The following is a 17,333-nucleotide window of genomic DNA, read 5'->3' on the forward strand; positions in this document are numbered from 1 at the left end:
AGCGGACATGGCGACACAAAGCGGCACGGCACGGACGGCCGGTGGCACCAGGACGAGAAGGAGGCGCGGGCATGGCGGCAGGCGCCCCCAGGATCTTCGTCTCGCACCTCGCCGGCACGGCCGTCTTCGACCCCAGCGGCGACCAGGTGGGCCGGGTGCGCGACCTGGTGGCCATGCTGCGTGTCGGACGGCGGCCGCCCCGGCTGCTCGGCCTGGTCGTCGAGCTGTCGACACGGCGCCGCATCTTCCTGCCCATGACCCGCGTGACCGGCATCGAGACCGGACAGGTCATCACGACCGGTGTCCTGAACGTGCGCCGCTTCGAGCAGCGGCCCACCGAGCGGCTCGTCTTCGGCGAGATGCTCGACCGGCGGGTCCGCCTCGTCGACTCGGACGAGGAGGTCACCGTGCTCGACGTGTCGATCCAGCAGCTGCCCGCCCGGCGGGACTGGGAGCTCGACCGGGTGTTCGTCAGAAAGGGGAAGGGGGGCGCGTTCCGGCGTTCCAAGGGCGAGACGCTGACCGTCGAGTGGTCGGCCGTCACCGGCTTCTCGCTGGAGGAGCACGGTCAGGGCGCCGAGAACCTGCTCGCCACCTTCGAGCAGCTGCGCCCCGCCGACCTCGCGAACGTCCTGCACCACCTGTCCCCCAAGCGGCGCGGAGAGGTGGCCGCCGCGCTGGACGACGACCGGCTCGCCGACGTCCTCGAAGAGCTCCCCGAGGACGACCAGATCGAGATCCTCGGCAAGCTCAAGGAGGAGCGCGCCGCGGACGTCCTGGAGGCGATGGACCCGGACGACGCGGCCGACCTGCTCGCCGAGCTGCCCGAGGAGGACGTGGAGCGGCTGCTGACGCTGATGCGGCCCAACGAGGCGGCGGACGTACGGCGGTTGATGGCGTACGCCGAGCGGACCGCGGGCGGTCTGATGACGACCGAGCCGATCGTGCTGCGCCCCGACGCGACGGTCGCCGACGCCCTCGCCCGGGTCCGCAATCCCGACCTCTCCCCCGCGCTCGCCGCCCAGGTCTATGTGTGCCGGCCCCCGGACGAGACGCCGACCGGCAAGTACCTGGGCACGGTGCACTTCCAGCGGCTGCTGCGCGACCCGCCGTTCACACTGGTCGGCTCGCTCGTGGACGACGACCTGATGCCGCTGGACCCGGAGGCGGCGCTGCCCGTGGTGGCCGGCTTCTTCGCCACGTACGACATGGTCGCGGCGCCGGTGGTCGACGAGAGCGGCTCGCTGCTCGGCGCGGTGACCGTGGACGACGTACTGGACCACATGCTGCCCGACGACTGGCGCGAGACGGAGTTCCACCTCGACGAGGAACCCGCCGGTGCGGCCCCGGACGGCACGGGGGACCGTCATGGCTCCTGAGCGCGACGGCCGGGAGCGGACCCCCATCGGGGCCACCGCGACGACGCGGCCGCGCAACCGGCTCGACCAGCCGATGCCGCCGCGCCGCCGGCTGCTGCCCGAGTGGGACCCGGAGGCCTTCGGCCGGCTCTCCGAGCGGATCGCCCGGTTCCTGGGCACCGGACGGTTCATCGTCTGGATGACCTTCGTCATCATCCTGTGGGTGGTGTGGAACGTCTCCGCACCGCGCGACCTGCGCTTCGACAACTATCCGTTCATCTTCCTGACGCTGATGCTGTCGCTGCAGGCCTCGTACGCCGCCCCGCTGATCCTGCTCGCGCAGAACCGCCAGGACGACCGGGACCGGGTCAATCTCGAACAGGACCGCAAGCAGAACGAGCGGTCGATCGCGGACACCGAGTACCTGACCCGCGAGATCGCGTCCCTGCGCGTCGGCCTCGGCGAGGTGGCCACCCGCGACTGGATCCGCTCCGAACTCCAGGACCTGGTCAAGGAGCTGGAGGAACGCTACGCGGAGGGCGCCGGGGACGACGCCCCGTATTCCCGTCCGAGCTCCCGCGGGGACGTGACGTAGGCGACCGGTGACAGGGCTTTCCCGGCCCCCGGTCCGGCGCCGTACCATCGTGCGTATGGCTATGGAAGACGCGGTGCGCGAAGCGCTGGCGACGGTGAACGACCCCGAGATCCAGCGACCCATCACCGAACTGGGGATGGTCAAGTCGGTGGAGATCGGTGCGGACGGCGCGGTCGCGGTCGCCGTGTATCTCACCGTCTCCGGCTGCCCGATGCGCGAGACCATCACGAAGAACGTGACGGAGGCGGTCTCGGCGGTCGAGGGCGTCACTCGCGTCGAGGTCGAGCTGGACGTGATGAGTGACGAGCAGCGCCGCGAGCTGGCGGGCGCGCTGCGCGGCGGCCAGGCCGAGCGCGAGATCCCCTTCGCCAAGCCCGGCTCGCTGACCCGGGTGTACGCGGTCGCCTCCGGCAAGGGCGGCGTCGGCAAGTCGTCGGTGACCGTGAACCTGGCGGCGGCGATGGCGGCCGACGGCATGAAGGTCGGTGTCGTCGACGCCGACATCTACGGCCACTCCGTGCCGCGCATGCTCGGTGCCGACGGCAAGCCCACCCAGGTCGAGAACATGATCATGCCGCCGTCCGCGCACGGCGTGAAGGTCATCTCGATCGGCATGTTCACCCCGGGCAACGCCCCGGTGGTCTGGCGCGGCCCGATGCTGCACCGCGCGCTCCAGCAGTTCCTCGCGGACGTGTACTGGGGCGACCTGGACGTCCTGCTCCTGGACCTGCCCCCGGGCACCGGCGACATCGCGATCTCGGTCGCGCAGCTGGTCCCGAACGCGGAGATCCTCGTCGTCACGACCCCGCAGCAGGCGGCGGCCGAGGTCGCCGAGCGGGCCGGCTCCATCGCGGTCCAGACGCACCAGAAGATCGTCGGCGTCGTCGAGAACATGGCCGGCCTTCCGTGCCCGCACTGCGACGAGATGGTCGACGTCTTCGGCACGGGCGGCGGCCAGAGCGTCGCCGACGGCCTGACCCGCACGACCGGCGCGACCGTCCCGGTCCTCGGCTCCATCCCGATCGACGTCCGCCTGCGCGAGGGCGGCGACGACGGCAAGCCGGTGGTCCTCACCGACCCCGACTCCCCCGCCGGCTCCGCACTGCGCGCCATCGCCGGCAAGCTCGGCGGCCGTCAGCGCGGCCTGTCGGGCATGTCGCTGGGAATCACCCCGGCCAACAAGTTCTAGGACTCGTACGAGGAAGGGGGCGCCGTCGCGGCGACGGCGCCCCCTTTCCCCTACGGTCTCTCCGCTAGGCGTACGACGCGATGTCCTTGATCATCGAGAAGCCCAGCCCGTACGCGCTCATCCCCCGCCCGTACGCGCCCACGTGCACGCCCTCCTGGGTGGAGCCCGCGAGGACCCAGCCGAACTCGGACTCGCGGTAGTGGAAGGGCGTGGGGACCCCGTCCACGGGCAGGGACAGCGTGGACCATTCGGAGCCCGTCAGATCGTCCGCGAGCACCCACGCCGTCTCGGTCTGCTGCTCCAGCCAGTCGTCCCGCAGCGAGTGGTCCATCTGGCCGGGCCAGGTGAGGGACAGCAGCCCCACACCGGCCAGCCAGGCCGCCGAGGAGACCGAGGTGGCCTCGAGCAGCCCGGTGCCGTCGGCGCTGCGCCGTACGGGGCTTGCCGCGACGGTGACCACCACCGCGAACCGTTCCTTGTCCTCGGTGGACTCACTGCGCACCGTGGGTTCTTCGCCGTGTCCGATCGAGCCGTGCTCGACGGCACCGTCCGCCGACGTGCCCACCTGCATCAGCCAGCGCGGACCCGTGAACGCCTCGTCGAGGCCGTACCACGGGAAGGGCGCCAGCAGGTAGCCGTCGACCGTGCGCCGGGCGGAGGGAACCTGTTGTCCGCCCTCCGCGGCCGGCGCCTGCGCGCCTACCCGACTTGTCGTCTCCATCTGCCCGGACGCCTCCTCGCTCTTGTTGGACCCGAGCGGCCCGCCCCCCGCGGGCGTCCTCGCTCACCTGTGGTCCGCACAACAACTGGGCAGCATAGCCACACCGCTCCGAGCAGCCGGGAAACCGCCCGGCGCGTGGGTCGCGTACGCGCCCTGTTCAGGCCGTGGAAGGGGGCATCCGGGTATGACTCACATCACGTCCGAGGTATGCCGGTACGGCCTAGCGGTACGGCCCGCACGGCATCGGGACGGGGCCGCGACGAGGTCGTCGCACGTCGTGGGCGTACGGCTCAGGTGGCGTCCGCGTCGAAGGGCGGGCGCTCCTCCGGGTCGAGCTTCTCGCGCTTCTTCGTCATGTCGACGGAGCCGCCGGTGCTGCCGTTGGCGGAGCCGCCGGGCTCGGACTCGCGGCCGTGGACCGCGTCCGTGACCTCGGCCATCTCCTTCTTCAGGTCGAAGCCGTTGCGGATCTCCTTGAGGCCCAGCTCGTCGTTGTCCAGCTGCTTGCGCAGGAACGTCTTGGGGTTGAGGTCCTCGAACTCGAAGTCCTTGAACTCCGGGCCGAGTTCCTCGCGGATGTCCGCCTTGGCGCTCTCCGAGAACTCACGGATCTTGCGGATGGTGCGCGTGACGTCCTGGATCATCTTCGGGAGCTTCTCCGGGCCGAAGACGAGCACGGCAAGGACAACGAGCGTCACCAGCTCGAGCGGTCCTATGTCATTGAACACCTGAAGCTCCTTGCGATGTCCTCGGCCCCCGGCAGGTCTTCCGTGGTCCGGGCCGTGTCCACGGTACCCGGCCATCCCGTCCGACCGGTACTGTCCCGGGCCCTCCGGTCGGTGTACACGGCCGGTTTTCCGTGAAGTTTGCCGAGGGCCGCCGGCGGCCGAGCCGTCAGTCGCCGTCGGCGGAGCCGAGGACGAGGGTGAGCCGCTTCGGCTTGCCGTCGCGTTCCAGGGTCAGCTGCAGGCGGTCGCCGGGGCGGTGGGCACGGGTCTTGACGATGAGTTCCTCCCCGGAGTGGACCGGCTGGCCGTCGACCTTGGTGATGATGTCGCCGGCCTTGATCCCGGCCTTGGCGCCGGGGCCGCCGCGGGTGACCGGGGGGCCGCCGTCGTTGCCCTTGGTGCCGACGCGGGCGCCGTCTCCGGTGTACTGCATGTCGAGCGTGACACCGATCACGGGGTGCGTGGCCCTGCCCGTGTTGATCAGCTCCTCGGCGACGCGCTTGCCCTGGTTGATGGGGATGGCGAAGCCGAGCCCGATGGACCCGGCCTGACCGCTCTCCGGGTCGGAGCCGCTGTCGGCGGAACGGATCGCGCTGTTGATGCCGACGACCCGGGCCTTGGCGTCGAGCAGCGGGCCACCGGAGTTGCCCGGGTTGATGGGCGCGTCGGTCTGCAGGGCGTCGACGTACGAGACGTCGCTGCCGTCGCCCTTCTCGCCGCCCGCCGTGATGGGCCGCTCCTTGGCGCTGATGATCCCGGAGGTGACGGTGTTGGCCAGGTCGAAGGGTGCGCCGATGGCGACGACGGGGTCGCCGACCTGTACGTTGTCGGAATTCCCCAGCCGCATGGGCTTGAGGCCGCGCACCCCGTTGACCTTGACGACGGCGAGGTCGTATCCGGTGTCCCGGCCGACGACCTCGGCCTTGACGGTCTCGCCCCCGCTGAAGGCCACGGATATCTCACCGCCGGATCCGGCGGGCTCCACGACGTGGTTGTTGGTGAGGATGTGACCGGCGTCGTCCAGCACGAACCCGGTCCCGGTCCCCTGCGCGTCCGAACCGCTCACATGCAGGGTGACGACGCTGGGCAGCGCGGTGGCCGCGATCCCGGCCACGCTGTCCGGGTCGCGTCCGCTCGGCTCCTTGCCCGCCTGCGGCAGCACGACGTCCGCGACCCCGCCGTTGCGCTCCAGATACGCCCCCACGACCCCGCCGATGCCGCCGGCCACGAGCGCGACCAGCACGGCACCGCCGACGAGAATCCGCTTCCCGCGCCGACGGCGCTGCGCCCTCGACTCGACGACCGCACCGGTCTGCTGCAACGGCCCCTGAGCGGCCCACGGGTCGTACCTCTGCCAGGGAGCGCCGGCGGGTGCCTGGGCAGGGAGCGGGGCCTCGGGGGCGGGCGGGTGCGGCGCGATCGGGTGCGGCGCGGATGTCTCGGGCGCGGGCGGCTGGGACGCGGGTGTCTCGGGCGCGGGCGGCTGAGACGCGGGTGCGGGTACGGGTGCGGGCGGCTGGGACGCGGGTGCGGGTACGGGCGCGGCAGCTGGGGGTACGGACGTCCCTGGTGGGCCTGCCGGTGCCGGCAGGTGAGTGCCGTGCGCCGGGGTGGTCGCCGGGTGCTGGACCGGCGGAGCGGGCGCCCAGGGGCCCGGGTGACCGTACGGCGGGGTGCCGTAGGGATCGGGAGCGTGCAGCGGCTTGGGGCGCTCGGAGGGAGCCTCTAGCGGGACACCGGCGTCGACGGAGGCACTGGCTGGTGCGGGTGTGGGTGTGGGTGCCGGCGGGGGCGTGGGTGCCGGATCCGGGCGGCGGAGCTCGAAGTCCCCGTCGGCGGCGGCCACTTCCACGGCAGGCGTCCCGAGCGGACGGCTCGACGGATCACTGGACGGACGGCTCAAGTTGAAGTCACCGTCACTGTCGGAATCGGAACCGGAATCGGAACCGGAATCGGAATCGGAGCCTGAGTCGGAAGCCGAGTGGGAATCGGAACGGGAGCCAGAACCAGAACCAGAGCCGGCAACGAAACCGGGACCGGCCCCCGAGCCCGCTCCACCCTCGCCGTTGCCCTCGCCCTCACCGCGGAGAGAACCCCCCGCAGGCCGCTCCAACTCGAAGTCGTCGCCACCGCGGTGGGGTGACTTCCCATCGCGGGGCTCGGGTATCGCCCCGCTGTCCACGCCCGCATCCCGCGGCCCCGAGACCGGAACCGCAGTCGCCGCCGACGCGGACACCGCGTCCCGCGGCTCAGGCACCGCGTCCCGATGCTCAGGCACCGCATCCCGTGGCTCGGACGGGACCGTCCCGGCGTACTCCGGAGGAGCCGGCTCCGCAGGGTGGTCCGGGGTCGGACCGGCCTCCGGATCATGCGCCCGCGGCCGGCTCCACCATGTCGCCTTCGCCGGCTTCCCCTCGTCCATGCTCTCCCCACACCTGGCCCGCGGCACGACGGCGCCTGCGGTCGCCGCAGATTGTCGACCCCGCGCCCGGATCCCTCCCACGGGCGCGGCCCACCCAGGATTCAACCAGGTTCATGGGCCGGCGCGCAGAGATCGGCGGTCAGCGGAGGGAGCGGGAGGTGGGGAGAGAGGAGGAGGGGGACGCAGTGGGCAGCGGGGCGCTCAGCAGGCCCGGTGTGGCGACGCCCGGGTCGCCCGGCCAGGACGCGGACAGCTCGGTCGGCTGGATCGAGGTGAGCGGACGTATGAGAGGGGACATCGCTGCGGCACCGGCCACGATGGGGGTGGTCAGCGTGTGCATGATCTCCGGCGCCGGTCCGGCCGGAGTGGGGACTCCGGGCAGCAGGGGCGCGGACACGGACGTCGGCACCACCGGTGTGTCGCCCGGCGACCGCTGGCCCTGGGCGAGCAGCGGGCCGACGGACCGCCGACGCTGGGAGTCGGGGGTCGTCGCACCGCCGGTGCCCTGCGAACGCGTCGGCGTCACATTGCTTCCGGCACCCGTACCGCCCCGGGCGTCCAGGGTGTCTGAGGGCACGCCGGTGGAGACACCGCCGAGCGCGACCGCGGCCAGCGAGACCGCCCCGGCGGCGGCGAAGGCGAACCGCAGCCCGCGTGAGGCCGACCGCTCGGCCTCCTGCCGGCCGACGTCATGGATACGGAAGCCGCGGCCCGCGGAGGGGGCCAGCGCGTCGGCATGGTGCCGCGCGGGCACGTAGCCGAAGGGGTCACCCTTGATCCCGAAGACGCCGGCGGCTCCTGACGCCCTGTCGGCGCCGGGGAGTCTTCCGCCGAACGCTCCGCCACCGAACGGCGAGTCGTCGTCGTCCGAGTCGTCTCCCGCGGGCAGGCCCTGGAGACGGGCCAGGAAGCTCTCGGAGGGCGGCGGCGGGGCCATCTCCGCGAACACGTTCTTCAGGCGTCGCTGCGCGTCGGCCTCTGCCTTGCACTTCGCGCAGGTGGCGAGGTGGGCGAGGACGCGCTCACGCGAGTCATGACCGAGCTCTCCGTCCACCAGGGCGGAGAGCCGGTCCCCAAGATGCTGGTCCGCTACGCGTCGTCCGGCGGCGGGGTTGGGCCGTGATCCACTCACGCGGTCGCGCCCCCTCCTCCCAGCGCGGGCGCTCCCGTGACCGCGAAGCCGCGTCGCTCTGCACGGGCCTCGGGAGACCGGTGCGCGAGGGCCTTGCGCAGTTGGGAGCGGCCACGGTGGATCCGGCTGCGGACCGTACCGAGCTTGACGCCGAGGGTGGCGGCGATTTCCTCGTACGAGAGTCCCTCGATGTCGCAGAGGACGACCGCGGCGCGGAACTCGGGCGCGAGGGTGTCCAGCGCCTGCTGGACGTCCGCGTCGAAGTGCGCGTCGTTGAAGACCTGTTGCGGGGACGGCTCGCGGCTGGGGAGGCGCTCGGCCGCGTCGTCGCCGAGGGCGTCGAAGCGGATGCGCTGCTTGCGGCGCACCATGTCCAGGAAGAGATTCGTGGTGATGCGGTGCAGCCAGCCCTCGAAGGTGCCCGGCGTGTAGGTCGACAGGGAGCGGAAGACGCGGACGAAGACTTCCTGTGTGAGGTCCTCGGCGTCGTGCTGGTTACCGGTCAGGCGGTAGGCGAGACGGTAGACCCGGCCGCTGTGCGTGCTGACGATCTCCTCCCAGGTGGGCGGAGTCCACGCCTGCGAATCCGCGTCGGTGGCGAAAGTCGCGGTCTGCGCGGAGTCAGTGGTGTGGAAACGGTCAGCAGTGTCAATCACGGATTTCGGCTCACCCGCCGACCTGAGAAAGCGCCGCAGCACTCCTCCCCGATCCACAGGCGCAGCCGCACCTCCCCTGTCGGCTCTGGTGGTGTCCAGCGGAGCCCCTACCATAGCCACCTCGCCCGTTAGCTCCGGATAAGCGGTTTTACGAGAAATTGATATGTGCTTCTGCGGCTGCGTCAGCACTTGCTCGGTGTCCTGATCCATCCGTGTCCCCCCGCTGCGTTCCCCACCCTTCTAAACGCCCGGTCCCATCTGCGGGTTCCCGGCGGCAACGGATACAGTCACGGCCAGGCAACTACGGGGACAGGAGAGGGTCATTACCGGCAACCGGCAGACGAGCTGGGCGTTCGCCGACGCCTTTGTCGCCGAGGACGAGGCGCTGCGCTGGGCCCGTGACCGGGCCCGGGAGGCAGGGCTGCGCTCGGTGTCGCCCGGCACGGGCGCCGCGCTGCGGTTGCTCGCCGCCACCGTGGACGCGAAAGCGGTGGCGGAGATCGGAACCGGAACCGGAGTCTCCGGAATTCATCTGCTGCACGGCATGCGGCCGGACGGGGTACTGACCACCGTGGATCCGGAGCCGGAGCGCCAGCAGTTCGCCCGCCAGGCCTTCCGCGCCGCCGGTTTCGCCAGCAACCGGGCCCGCTTCATCCCCGGCCGTGCCCTCGATGTGCTGCCCCGCCTTGCGGACAGCGGATACGACCTCGTCTTCTGTGACGGCGACCGGCTGGAGTGCCTGGACTACTTCGCTGAATCGTTGCGCCTGCTGCGCCAGGGCGGGCTCGTCGTATTCGAGGGCGTTTTCGCGGACGGCCGCACGGTGGACTCGGGACCGCAGCCCGCGGAGGTCGGGCGCCTGCGGGAGCTGCTGCGCGCGGTGCGCGAGAGCCAGGAACTGGTGCCCTCACTGCTGCCGGTGGGCGACGGACTGCTCTGCGCCGTCAAGCGCTGAGCCGACGCTCCCGCAGGACCCGACCGACCGCACCCAAGCCTGTGACCAGGCGATATTCCGATGCCGTAGGCCTGAGAACAGCAATACCCCGGCACCGCGTACGGTGCCGGGGCAGCTGAAAAGGGTAGGGTCGCGTTCCGCGTCAGCCGACGACCTTCTTGAGGGCGTCGCCAAGGGCGTCGGCCTCATCAGGGGTCAGCTCGACGACGAGCCGACCGCCGCCTTCGAGCGGAACGCGCATGACGATGCCCCGCCCCTCCTTGGTCACCTCGAGCGGGCCATCGCCCGTCCGCGGCTTCATGGCCGCCATGCTCGTTCCCCTTCCTGAAACCAGCTCATCGTCGCCGACGGCCCCTTGGAGGGCACGCACGTCCCCTCATAGGACACACGTCACCGGCATCGAACACATTGCTTCCAGGTCATTATCCCGCATCTCAGGACCCGATGACCAACATCAGTCGGCATCGCTTGCGCAACGCGCTTGAGCAAAACCACTCAATTCGGCGATGTGACTGCGATACTGCGCCGCCGCATGGACTTCCACGGCTCGGAATTCTTTGACGCAGGTCACATGTCCGGCCCGCGCCACCGTCGGTCATCTCCGCCATGCTGTCCTCGGAAGCAGCCGTACCCAGCGGTACGGCCGAGCCGCGACACCGGAGGGGACCCATCATGGCCGACACCGTGCTCTACGAGGTGAGCGACGGACTCGCGACGATCACGCTGAACCGCCCCGAGGCGATGAACGCGATGAACAACGAGACCAAAGCCGCCTTCCGGGACGCGGCACAGGCGGCCGCGGCGGACGGCTCCGTACGAGCCGTGCTGCTCACCGCCGCGGGCGACCGGGCGTTCTGCGTGGGCCAGGACCTCAAGGAACACGTGGGCGGTCTGCTCTCGGCGCACGAGTCGGGCGCGACCGAGGGCGTCATGAGCACGGTGCACGAGCACTACAACCCGATCGTGCGCGCCCTGGCCGGCGCGGCGAAGCCGGTCGTCGCGGCCGTCAACGGCATCGCGGCCGGGGCCGGCTTCGGCTTCGCGCTGGCCGCGGACTACCGGATCGTCGCGGACACGGCGGCCTTCAACACGTCCTTCGCGGGCGTCGCGCTGACCGCCGACTCGGGCGTCTCCTGGACCCTCCCGCGGGTCGTCGGCCCCGGCCGCGCCGCCGACCTGCTGCTCTTCCCGCGCAGCATCACCGCCCAGGAGGCGTACGACCTGGGCATCGCCAACCGGATCGTGCCCGCCGCGGATCTGGCCGCCGAGGCCCTGAAGGTGGCCCGCGCGCTGGCCGACGGCCCGACGCTCGCGTATGCCGCCCTCAAGGAGTCCCTCGCCTACGGTCTCTCCCACTCGCTGGACGAGACCCTGGAGAAGGAGGACGAGCTGCAGAGCCGGGCGGGCCAGTCCGAGGACCACACGATCGCGGTGCAGGCCTTCGTCAACAAGGAGAAGCCGAAGTACCTGGGGCGGTAGCCCGCCACGGGTGGCCCGGGGTCAGCGGCCCCGGGCCGCGCAGTCGACCAGGTGATCGTCGACCAGACCGCAGGCCTGCATCAGCGCGTACGCCGTGGTCGGGCCGACGAAGCGGATGCCGCGCTTCTTGAGCGCCTTGGACAGGGCCGTCGACTCGTCGGTGACGGCGGGCACGTCGGCGAGGGTCCTCGGGGCCGGGCGGCCGGCCGGGTCGGGGGCGTACGACCAGATCAGCTCGTCCAGCTCGCCCGGGGACCAGTCGGCCAGCACCCGCGCGTTGGCGAGCGTGGCCTCGATCTTGAGGCGGTTGCGGATGATGCCCGGGTCGGCGAGCAGACGCTCGGCGTCGGCCTCCGTGAAGGTCGCCACCTTGGCGATGTCGAAGCCGGCGAAGGCGGCCCGGAAGCCGGGGCGCCGGCGCAGGATCGTGATCCAGGACAGGCCGGACTGGAAGGCCTCCAGGCACAGCCGCTCGAACAGCGCGTCGTCGCCGTGGACCGGGCGGCCCCACTCCTCGTCGTGGTACGCCACGTAGTCCTCGGTGGACAGGGCCCAGGGACAGCGCAGCACACCGTCGGGGCCCGCGAGGGCGGCGCTCACCGGTGGTCCTCCTCGGCCGGCTTGGTCAGCGAGGTGACGGCGGTCGCGCGAGCGCCGGCGAGATCGGCCTCCAGGCCGGCGATCCGGGCGTCCCGCTCGGCGATCTCGGCACCGAGCCGGCCCAGGGCGTCGTCGACGTCCGCCATGCGGTAGCCGCGGACGGCGACCGGGAAGCGGAGCAGGTCCACATCGTCGCGCCGCACCGGGCGGTCCAGCGGCAGGGGGTCCGCCAGCCGCTCGGGCGCTGCCTCGGGCAGGGGGCCGCTCTCGCCGCCGCCCACCACGGCCAGGGTCACCGCGGCGACCACGACGGCGAGCGCGACGACCAGGAACAAGAACATGAACATCGCTGAGGTCCCCACGCTCTGGTGCCGACGCGGAGCGCGTCGGCGTGGAAAGTATCGGAAGTGCCAGGGTCCGATCGTGCCATGCGAGTCTGACAGTTAGGGTCGCAGGCGGCCGAACAGCAGAACGTACTAGGAGAGGTCACAGGGGATGCTCAGGCTGGGCAGGCGTGAATTCGACCCGCACGAGCCGGTGATCATGGCGATCGTGAACCGGACCCCGGACTCCTTCTACGACCAGGGCGCGACCTTCCGCGACGAACCTGCGCTCGCCCGCGTGGAGCAGGCGGTGTCCGAGGGCGCCGCCATCATCGACATCGGCGGGGTCAAGGCGGGCCCCGGCGAGGAAGTGACGGCCGACGAGGAGGCCCGGCGGACGGTCGGTTTCGTCGCCGAGGTGCGGCGCCGGTTCCCCGACGTGATCATCAGCGTCGACACCTGGCGGCACGAGGTCGGGGAGGCGGTCTGCGAGGCGGGCGCGGACGTGCTGAACGACGCGTGGGGCGGGGTCGACCCACGGCTGGCGGAGATCGCCGCGCGGTACCGGGTGGGGCTGGTGTGCACGCACGCGGGGCGCGCTGAGCCGCGTACGCGTCCGCACCGCATCGCCTACGACGACGTCATGGCCGACATCCTCCAGGTGACCCTCGGTCTCGCCGAGCGGGCGGTGTCGCTGGGTGTCCCGCGCGAGTCGGTGATGATCGACCCCGGGCACGACTTCGGGAAGAACACGCGGCACAGTCTCGAGGCGACGCGGCGGCTGGGCGAGATGGTCGACACGGGGTGGCCCGTGCTGGTCTCCCTCTCCAACAAGGACTTCGTGGGCGAGACCCTCGACAAGCCCGTCAAGGAGCGGGTGGTGGGGACGTTGGCGACGACCGCGGTGTCCGCGTGGCTGGGGGCGCAGGTGTACCGCGTCCATGAGGTCGCGGAGACCCGGCAGGTTCTCGACATGGTCGCGTCCATCGCCGGGCACCGGGCACCGGCGGTGGCCCGGCGGGGGCTGGCCTAGCCCTCCTCCGCGGGCGGCAGGGGCGTCCGTGACGGGCGGTGTTTCGCCCCCTCCGCCCCTGCCCGTCCCGTACCTGGGGGCTTCGCCCCCAGACCCCCGTATCGCGCTGCGCGCTCGTCCTCAAACGCCGGACGGGCTGAAATGCCCCGGCAGGGGTGAAATCCCCTACCGTCCCGCCTCCTTCGAGACCAGGGACACCGCCTCGTCCACGTCGTCCGTGAGGTGGAACAGGAGGAGGTCCTTCTCGGAGGCCTTGCCCTGGGCGATCAGGGTGTTCCTGAGCCAGTCGACGAGGCCGCCCCAGTACTCCGTGCCGAAGAGCACGATGGGGAAGCGGGTGACCTTCTGGGTCTGGACGAGGGTCAGGGCCTCGAAGAGTTCGTCGAGGGTGCCGAGCCCGCCGGGCAGCACCACGAAGCCCTGCGCGTACTTAACGAACATCATCTTCCGGACGAAGAAGTACCGGAAGTTGAGCCCGATGTCGACGTACTTGTTGAGGCCCTGCTCGAAGGGCAGCTCGATGCCGAGGCCGACGGAGATGCCCTTCGCCTCGCAGGCACCCTTGTTGGCGGCCTCCATGGCGCCCGGGCCGCCGCCCGTGATGACCGCGAAGCCGGCCTCGACCAGCCCGCGGCCGAGTTCGACCCCTGCCGCGTACTCGGGCGAGTCCGCCTTCGTACGGGCCGAGCCGAACACACTGATCGCGGGCGGGAGTTCGGCAAGGGTGCCGAATCCCTCGATGAACTCCGACTGGATGCGCAGGACCCGCCAGGGGTCGGTGTGCACCCAGTCGGAAGGTCCGCCCGCGTCCAGGAGGCGCTGGTCCGTGGTGCTCGCCTGCACCTGGTCCCGCCTGCGCAGCACCGGTCCCAGCCGCTGCTCCTCCGGTGGCCGCTTCTTGCCCTCGGGGTTGCCGGTAGCCATGTCCGCTCCCTCCGCTTGCCGTACTTCCGCCCCAGCGTAGATCTACGCGGGTTACGGAGGGGGGACCTGCGCATGTCCGCCATGAACCGCCCTGGTCCCGCGCGGGGACGTCAGGAGGTCAGCCAGGCCCGCAGCCGCTCCTCGGCCGCCGGGATCAGCGAGGCCTTGACCCGCTCGTCCGTCTTGTGGGCCAGCAACTGGGCGCCGGGGCCGTAGTTCACCGCGGGGACGCCGAGGGCGCTGAAGCGCGCGACGTCCGTCCAGCCGAACTTGGGCCGGGCCTCGCCGCCGACAGCCGCCATGAAGGCCGCCGCTGCCGGGTGGGTCAGACCGGGGCGCGCCCCGCCGGTGTGGTCGTCGACGACGAACTCGTCGACACCGCAGTCCGCGAAGTAGTCGCGCACGAAGGCCTCCGCCTCCGCCTCGCTGCGGTCGGGCGCGTAGCGGAAGTTGACGACGACCGTGCAGGCGTCGGGGATGACGTTGGTGGCGACACCCCCCTCGACGCGGACGGCGTTGAGGCCCTCGTGGAACTGCAGGCCGTCCACGACGGGCTTGCGCGGCACGTAGGCGGCGAGCTTGGTGAGGGCCGGGGCCGCCGCGTGGATCGCGTTCGAGCCCATCCACGCGCGCGCGGAGTGCGCCCGCTCGCCCTTGAACTTCAGGAAGACCCGGAGCGTGCCCTGGCAGCCGCCCTCCACCTGGCCGTCCGTCGGCTCCAGGAGGATGGCGAAGTCGCCCTCCAGCCACTCGGGGTGGGCCTCGGCCACATGCTTCAGACCGTTCAAGTGTGCGGCGACCTCTTCGTTGTCGTAGAAGACGAAGGTGAGGTCCCGGTTGGGGGCGGGGACCGTGGCGGCGAGGCGGAGCTGGACCGCCACGCCCGACTTCATGTCGCAGGTGCCGCAGCCCCACAGGACGCCGTCCTCGTCGAGGCGGGAGGGGACGTTGTCCGCGATGGGGACCGTGTCGATGTGGCCGGCGAGGATCACCCGCTCGGCGCGGCCCAGGTTCGTCCGGGCCACCACGTTGTTTCCGTACCGGTCGACCGTCAGGTGCGGCAGGGCGCGCAGCGCGGTCTCGACGGCGTCCGCGAGCGGCTTCTCGTTGCCGCTCTCCGACGGGAAGTCGACGAGCCGGGCGGTCAGCTCGGCAGCGTCCAGCGTGAGGTCAAGCGGGGTATCGGCCATGCCGTCGACCCTAACGCTCCGGGTGGCGCCCGACCGTCCACAGGCCCGCGCACCACCGTCGGTGGCCTCCAGTACCTTGTACGACGTGCCAGAGCCGTCCCCCACCTCCACCCGGCGCGGCCGTCTCCTCCGTTGCGGAGCGGCGGTCGCCGTGCTGCTCGCGCTCGCGGGCTATCTCGCCGTGCAGTACGTCACGGGCGGCACGGGCGCCCCCCGCTGCAAGGTCGTCTCCGGCAGGGACGACGGCGCCTCCTACGAGTTCACTCCCGAGCAGGCGGCGAACGCGGCGACGATCTCGGCGATCGGCACCTCCCGCGGCATGCCCGAGCGCGCCGTCACGATCGCCCTCGCGACCGCGCTCCAGGAGTCCGGGCTGCGCAACATCGACCACGGCGACCGGGACTCGCTCGGCCTGTTCCAGCAGCGGCCCTCGCAGGGCTGGGGCACGCAGCAGGAGATCCTGGACCCGACGTACGCGTCGGGTGTCTTCTACGAGCATCTGGCCAAGGTGCCGGGCTACTCGCGGCTGCCGCTCACCGTCGCCGCGCAGCGCGTGCAGCGCAGCGGCTATCCGCAGGCGTACGCGAAGCACGAGCCGGACGCCACGCTGCTGGCGGCGGCCCTGACCGGCCGCGCGGCCGCCACGCTGACCTGCGAGGGGCGCCCCGACGCGACCCCCACCGGCGGCCCGAGCGCCGTACGGGCCGCGCTGGTACGGGACTTCGGGCGCACGGTGCTCCAGGAAGCCGGTGCGGAAGTGGGCGCGGTCGAGGAGTCCCCGACCCCGAAGGCGGCCCCCGGAGCGGGCGACTCCCGCACGGTCACCGTCCCCGTGCGCGAGGGGACCACCGCCGAGGGCACGGCCCTCCAGCGCGGCTGGGAGCTGGCGCACTGGGCCGTCGCCAACTCCTCCGCCTTGCACATCGAACAGGTCTCCTACGCCGGACGGGAATGGTCGGCCGGGCGTTCCCGGAGCACGTGGAGTACGAGTGCGGGTTCGGGGGCACAGAAGTCCGCGAAGTCCGCGGCCGAGGTCCGAATCGTCACCGGGCAGTAGTACGGGCCTTCACCCTTTGGGGGCACTCCCCTCGGGGCGAATCCATGGGGTGCGCAGGTTTTCGCGCAGTCACCCGTATAACCGCCAAATCCCTTGAGAACAAAGGGCCGTAAGGATTCAGCAGACTTTCGGACCGGGTGTTCTTTGCCCGTTTTTATCCGCAGCCGATAATGCGACGCATTACCAACTCTTTACATCGGGTCACCGCAACCTTCCCGGGCTTCGAGCGGTAGTCACTGCGTCCGAGCCCGGAACGATCAACCGCCGGACGGTCGACCGCCGGTCCTCCGACAGCCAGTCGGAACTCGGTCGCCGGACGGCAGCACGTCGGTCAACTGCCGGGCGCGGTCGGACACTTCAACGTTCTCTCCCGTCTAAGGAGCATCATGTCCCTCCCCCTGACCCGCCGGATCGCCCGCGCCGCGCTGCTCATCGCAGCGGGAGCGGCGCCCGTGGTCGGTGCGGCCGGCTCCGCCAGCGCGGCAGCCGAACTGCCTGCCACCCCCAGCCTCAGCGGGCTCACCGCCCTGGACGGCGCGCAGGTCGGCAACACCGTCGACGGTGCCGCCGAGCACACCACCGACCTCGCGGGCACCGCGGGCAGCAAGGCGGTCAAGAAGGCCGTGCCCGCCGCGGGCAAGACCGGTGGGAAGGTCGCCAAGACCGCGACGCCCGCCGCCCAGAAGGCGGCCGGGGACGCGGCGGGCTCGGCCGGCGGCCTGCTCGGTGACACCGCGAAGGCGACGGGCGGCGGCCTGCCGACGGACTCCCTGACGAAGGGCGGCCTGCCCACGCAGGGCCTGCCGACGGAGCAGCTGCCGGTGCAGAGCCTGCCGCTCGGCTGACACGCGCGGCCGTACGGCGACGGGGGTGGGGGGGGGGTTGGTAAAACGCACCCCCCGAGGCGTAGGGGGCCGCGCCGGTCGGCAGAAGGAGGAGGACGGCAGGGAACGCCGGGGCGCGGCGGGGCA

At 71.7% G+C, this 17,333-nt stretch carries 17 protein-coding genes and 1 pseudogene; 8 read left to right on the plus strand and 10 right to left on the minus strand.

Going from position 1 to position 17,333, the window contains the following annotated elements; all coding sequences use genetic code 11:
• The first annotated feature begins 71 nt into the window (after positions 1 to 71).
• The 3 genes and pseudogenes from ACFVYF_RS34185 to ACFVYF_RS34195 all read left to right on the plus strand — a co-directional run bounded on the left by ACFVYF_RS34185 (position 72) and on the right by ACFVYF_RS34195 (position 3,142).
• Positions 72 to 1,379, plus strand: coding sequence for a magnesium transporter MgtE N-terminal domain-containing protein (locus tag ACFVYF_RS34185; RefSeq protein WP_389461694.1), 1,308 nt, complete (start codon positions 72 to 74; stop codon positions 1,377 to 1,379).
• Positions 1,369 to 1,964, plus strand: a pseudogene (locus ACFVYF_RS34190) (DUF1003 domain-containing protein). The gene ACFVYF_RS34185 and the pseudogene ACFVYF_RS34190 overlap by 11 nt, the downstream one beginning before the upstream one ends.
• Before the next feature lie 44 nt (positions 1,965 to 2,008).
• Positions 2,009 to 3,142 carry an Mrp/NBP35 family ATP-binding protein gene (locus ACFVYF_RS34195; RefSeq protein ID WP_389461696.1) on the plus strand — a complete coding sequence of 378 codons (1,134 nt, stop codon included), beginning with the start codon at positions 2,009 to 2,011 and terminating at the stop codon, positions 3,140 to 3,142.
• A gap of 64 nt (positions 3,143 to 3,206) precedes the next feature.
• On the opposite strand, the gene ACFVYF_RS34200 is transcribed toward ACFVYF_RS34195, so the two are convergent.
• From ACFVYF_RS34200 to sigE, 5 genes are all read right to left on the minus strand, one after another.
• Positions 3,207 to 3,863, minus strand: coding sequence for a hypothetical protein (locus ACFVYF_RS34200; protein WP_389461697.1), 657 nt, complete (start codon positions 3,861 to 3,863; stop codon positions 3,207 to 3,209).
• Positions 3,864 to 4,153: 290 nt separating this feature from the next.
• On the minus strand, positions 4,154 to 4,591 hold the full coding sequence (locus tag ACFVYF_RS34205; RefSeq protein WP_389461699.1) for a sec-independent translocase: 438 nt from the start codon (positions 4,589 to 4,591) through the stop codon (positions 4,154 to 4,156).
• 166 nt (positions 4,592 to 4,757) lie between these two features.
• A complete protein-coding gene (locus ACFVYF_RS34210; RefSeq protein ID WP_389461701.1) occupies positions 4,758 to 6,494 on the minus strand; it encodes a S1C family serine protease in 1,737 nt (578 codons plus the stop codon).
• Between the two features lie 658 nt (positions 6,495 to 7,152).
• Positions 7,153 to 8,145, minus strand: a complete 993-nt coding sequence (locus tag ACFVYF_RS34215; protein WP_389461703.1) for a zf-HC2 domain-containing protein — start codon at positions 8,143 to 8,145, stop codon at positions 7,153 to 7,155.
• On the minus strand, positions 8,142 to 8,843 hold the full coding sequence (gene sigE / locus ACFVYF_RS34220) for an RNA polymerase sigma factor SigE (RefSeq protein ID WP_389461823.1): 702 nt from the start codon (positions 8,841 to 8,843) through the stop codon (positions 8,142 to 8,144). Before sigE ends, ACFVYF_RS34215 begins: the two co-directional genes overlap by 4 nt.
• Before the next feature lie 214 nt (positions 8,844 to 9,057).
• Between sigE and ACFVYF_RS34225 the strand changes: the two genes are divergently transcribed.
• A complete protein-coding gene (locus tag ACFVYF_RS34225) occupies positions 9,058 to 9,756 on the plus strand; it encodes an O-methyltransferase (protein ID WP_389461825.1) in 699 nt (232 codons plus the stop codon).
• A 142-nt stretch (positions 9,757 to 9,898) separates the two neighbouring features.
• Here ACFVYF_RS34225 and ACFVYF_RS34230 read toward each other — a convergent pair whose 3' ends face one another.
• Positions 9,899 to 10,066 (minus strand): DUF3117 domain-containing protein, encoded by a 168-nt coding sequence (locus tag ACFVYF_RS34230; RefSeq protein WP_003966491.1) that lies wholly within the window; start codon positions 10,064 to 10,066, stop codon positions 9,899 to 9,901.
• Between the two features lie 362 nt (positions 10,067 to 10,428).
• Here ACFVYF_RS34230 and ACFVYF_RS34235 point away from each other — a divergent pair, with 362 nt between their 5' ends.
• The gene (locus ACFVYF_RS34235) at positions 10,429 to 11,235 is read left to right on the plus strand and encodes an enoyl-CoA hydratase/isomerase family protein (RefSeq protein ID WP_389461705.1); all 807 of its coding nucleotides are present in this window, start codon (positions 10,429 to 10,431) and stop codon (positions 11,233 to 11,235) included.
• A 21-nt stretch (positions 11,236 to 11,256) separates the two neighbouring features.
• Here the strand turns inward: ACFVYF_RS34235 and ACFVYF_RS34240 are convergent, their stop codons facing one another.
• Together ACFVYF_RS34240 and ACFVYF_RS34245 are read right to left on the minus strand one after the other, a co-directional pair.
• Positions 11,257 to 11,835: a DNA-3-methyladenine glycosylase I gene (locus tag ACFVYF_RS34240; protein ID WP_389461706.1), complete on the minus strand. Its 579-nt coding sequence runs from the start codon at positions 11,833 to 11,835 to the stop codon at positions 11,257 to 11,259.
• Complete coding sequence (locus tag ACFVYF_RS34245) at positions 11,832 to 12,182, minus strand: DivIVA domain-containing protein (protein WP_389461707.1); 351 nt, start codon at positions 12,180 to 12,182, stop codon at positions 11,832 to 11,834. Before ACFVYF_RS34245 ends, ACFVYF_RS34240 begins: the two co-directional genes overlap by 4 nt.
• Positions 12,183 to 12,330: 148 nt before the next feature.
• On the opposite strand from ACFVYF_RS34245, the gene folP reads away from it, so the two are divergent.
• Entirely contained in the window at positions 12,331 to 13,191 is an 861-nt protein-coding gene (folP, locus tag ACFVYF_RS34250; protein ID WP_389461708.1) for a dihydropteroate synthase, read from the plus strand.
• A gap of 165 nt (positions 13,192 to 13,356) precedes the next feature.
• On the opposite strand, the gene ACFVYF_RS34255 is transcribed toward folP, so the two are convergent.
• Together ACFVYF_RS34255 and dapE are read right to left on the minus strand one after the other, a co-directional pair.
• Positions 13,357 to 14,115, minus strand: coding sequence for a TIGR00730 family Rossman fold protein (locus ACFVYF_RS34255; protein ID WP_389461709.1), 759 nt, complete (start codon positions 14,113 to 14,115; stop codon positions 13,357 to 13,359).
• Between the two features lie 110 nt (positions 14,116 to 14,225).
• Positions 14,226 to 15,305 (minus strand): succinyl-diaminopimelate desuccinylase, encoded by a 1,080-nt coding sequence (gene dapE / locus ACFVYF_RS34260; protein ID WP_389461710.1) that lies wholly within the window; start codon positions 15,303 to 15,305, stop codon positions 14,226 to 14,228.
• A gap of 85 nt (positions 15,306 to 15,390) precedes the next feature.
• Between dapE and ACFVYF_RS34265 the strand changes: the two genes are divergently transcribed.
• Both ACFVYF_RS34265 and ACFVYF_RS34270 read left to right on the plus strand, forming a co-directional pair.
• Positions 15,391 to 16,362 (plus strand): heavy metal transporter, encoded by a 972-nt coding sequence (locus ACFVYF_RS34265; RefSeq protein ID WP_389461711.1) that lies wholly within the window; start codon positions 15,391 to 15,393, stop codon positions 16,360 to 16,362.
• Positions 16,363 to 16,748: 386 nt separating this feature from the next.
• Positions 16,749 to 17,207, plus strand: a complete 459-nt coding sequence (locus ACFVYF_RS34270) for an ATP-binding protein (RefSeq protein ID WP_389461713.1) — start codon at positions 16,749 to 16,751, stop codon at positions 17,205 to 17,207.
• Positions 17,208 to 17,333: the final 126 nt, after the last annotated feature.

The sequence above is a fragment of the Streptomyces sp. NPDC058274 genome, from assembly GCF_042881375.1.
GTDB lineage: Bacteria > Actinomycetota > Actinomycetes > Streptomycetales > Streptomycetaceae > Streptomyces.

What these genes read in the sequence shown, in the direction of transcription:
- ACFVYF_RS34185 (WP_389461694.1), top strand. Translation starts at nt 72, where the DNA reads ATGGCGGCAGGCGCCCCCAGGATCTTCGTCTCGCACCTCGCCGGCACG.
- ACFVYF_RS34195 (WP_389461696.1), top strand. Translation starts at nt 2,009, where the DNA reads ATGGCTATGGAAGACGCGGTGCGCGAAGCGCTGGCGACGGTGAACGAC.
- ACFVYF_RS34200 (WP_389461697.1), bottom strand. Translation starts at nt 3,863, where the DNA reads ATGGAGACGACAAGTCGGGTAGGCGCGCAGGCGCCGGCCGCGGAGGGC.
- ACFVYF_RS34230 (WP_003966491.1), bottom strand. Translation starts at nt 10,066, where the DNA reads ATGGCGGCCATGAAGCCGCGGACGGGCGATGGCCCGCTCGAGGTGACC.
- ACFVYF_RS34235 (WP_389461705.1), top strand. Translation starts at nt 10,429, where the DNA reads ATGGCCGACACCGTGCTCTACGAGGTGAGCGACGGACTCGCGACGATC.
- ACFVYF_RS34245 (WP_389461707.1), bottom strand. Translation starts at nt 12,182, where the DNA reads ATGTTCATGTTCTTGTTCCTGGTCGTCGCGCTCGCCGTCGTGGTCGCC.
- folP (WP_389461708.1), top strand. Translation starts at nt 12,331, where the DNA reads ATGCTCAGGCTGGGCAGGCGTGAATTCGACCCGCACGAGCCGGTGATC.
- ACFVYF_RS34255 (WP_389461709.1), bottom strand. Translation starts at nt 14,115, where the DNA reads ATGGCTACCGGCAACCCCGAGGGCAAGAAGCGGCCACCGGAGGAGCAG.
- dapE (WP_389461710.1), bottom strand. Translation starts at nt 15,305, where the DNA reads ATGGCCGATACCCCGCTTGACCTCACGCTGGACGCTGCCGAGCTGACC.
- ACFVYF_RS34270 (WP_389461713.1), top strand. Translation starts at nt 16,749, where the DNA reads ATGTCCCTCCCCCTGACCCGCCGGATCGCCCGCGCCGCGCTGCTCATC.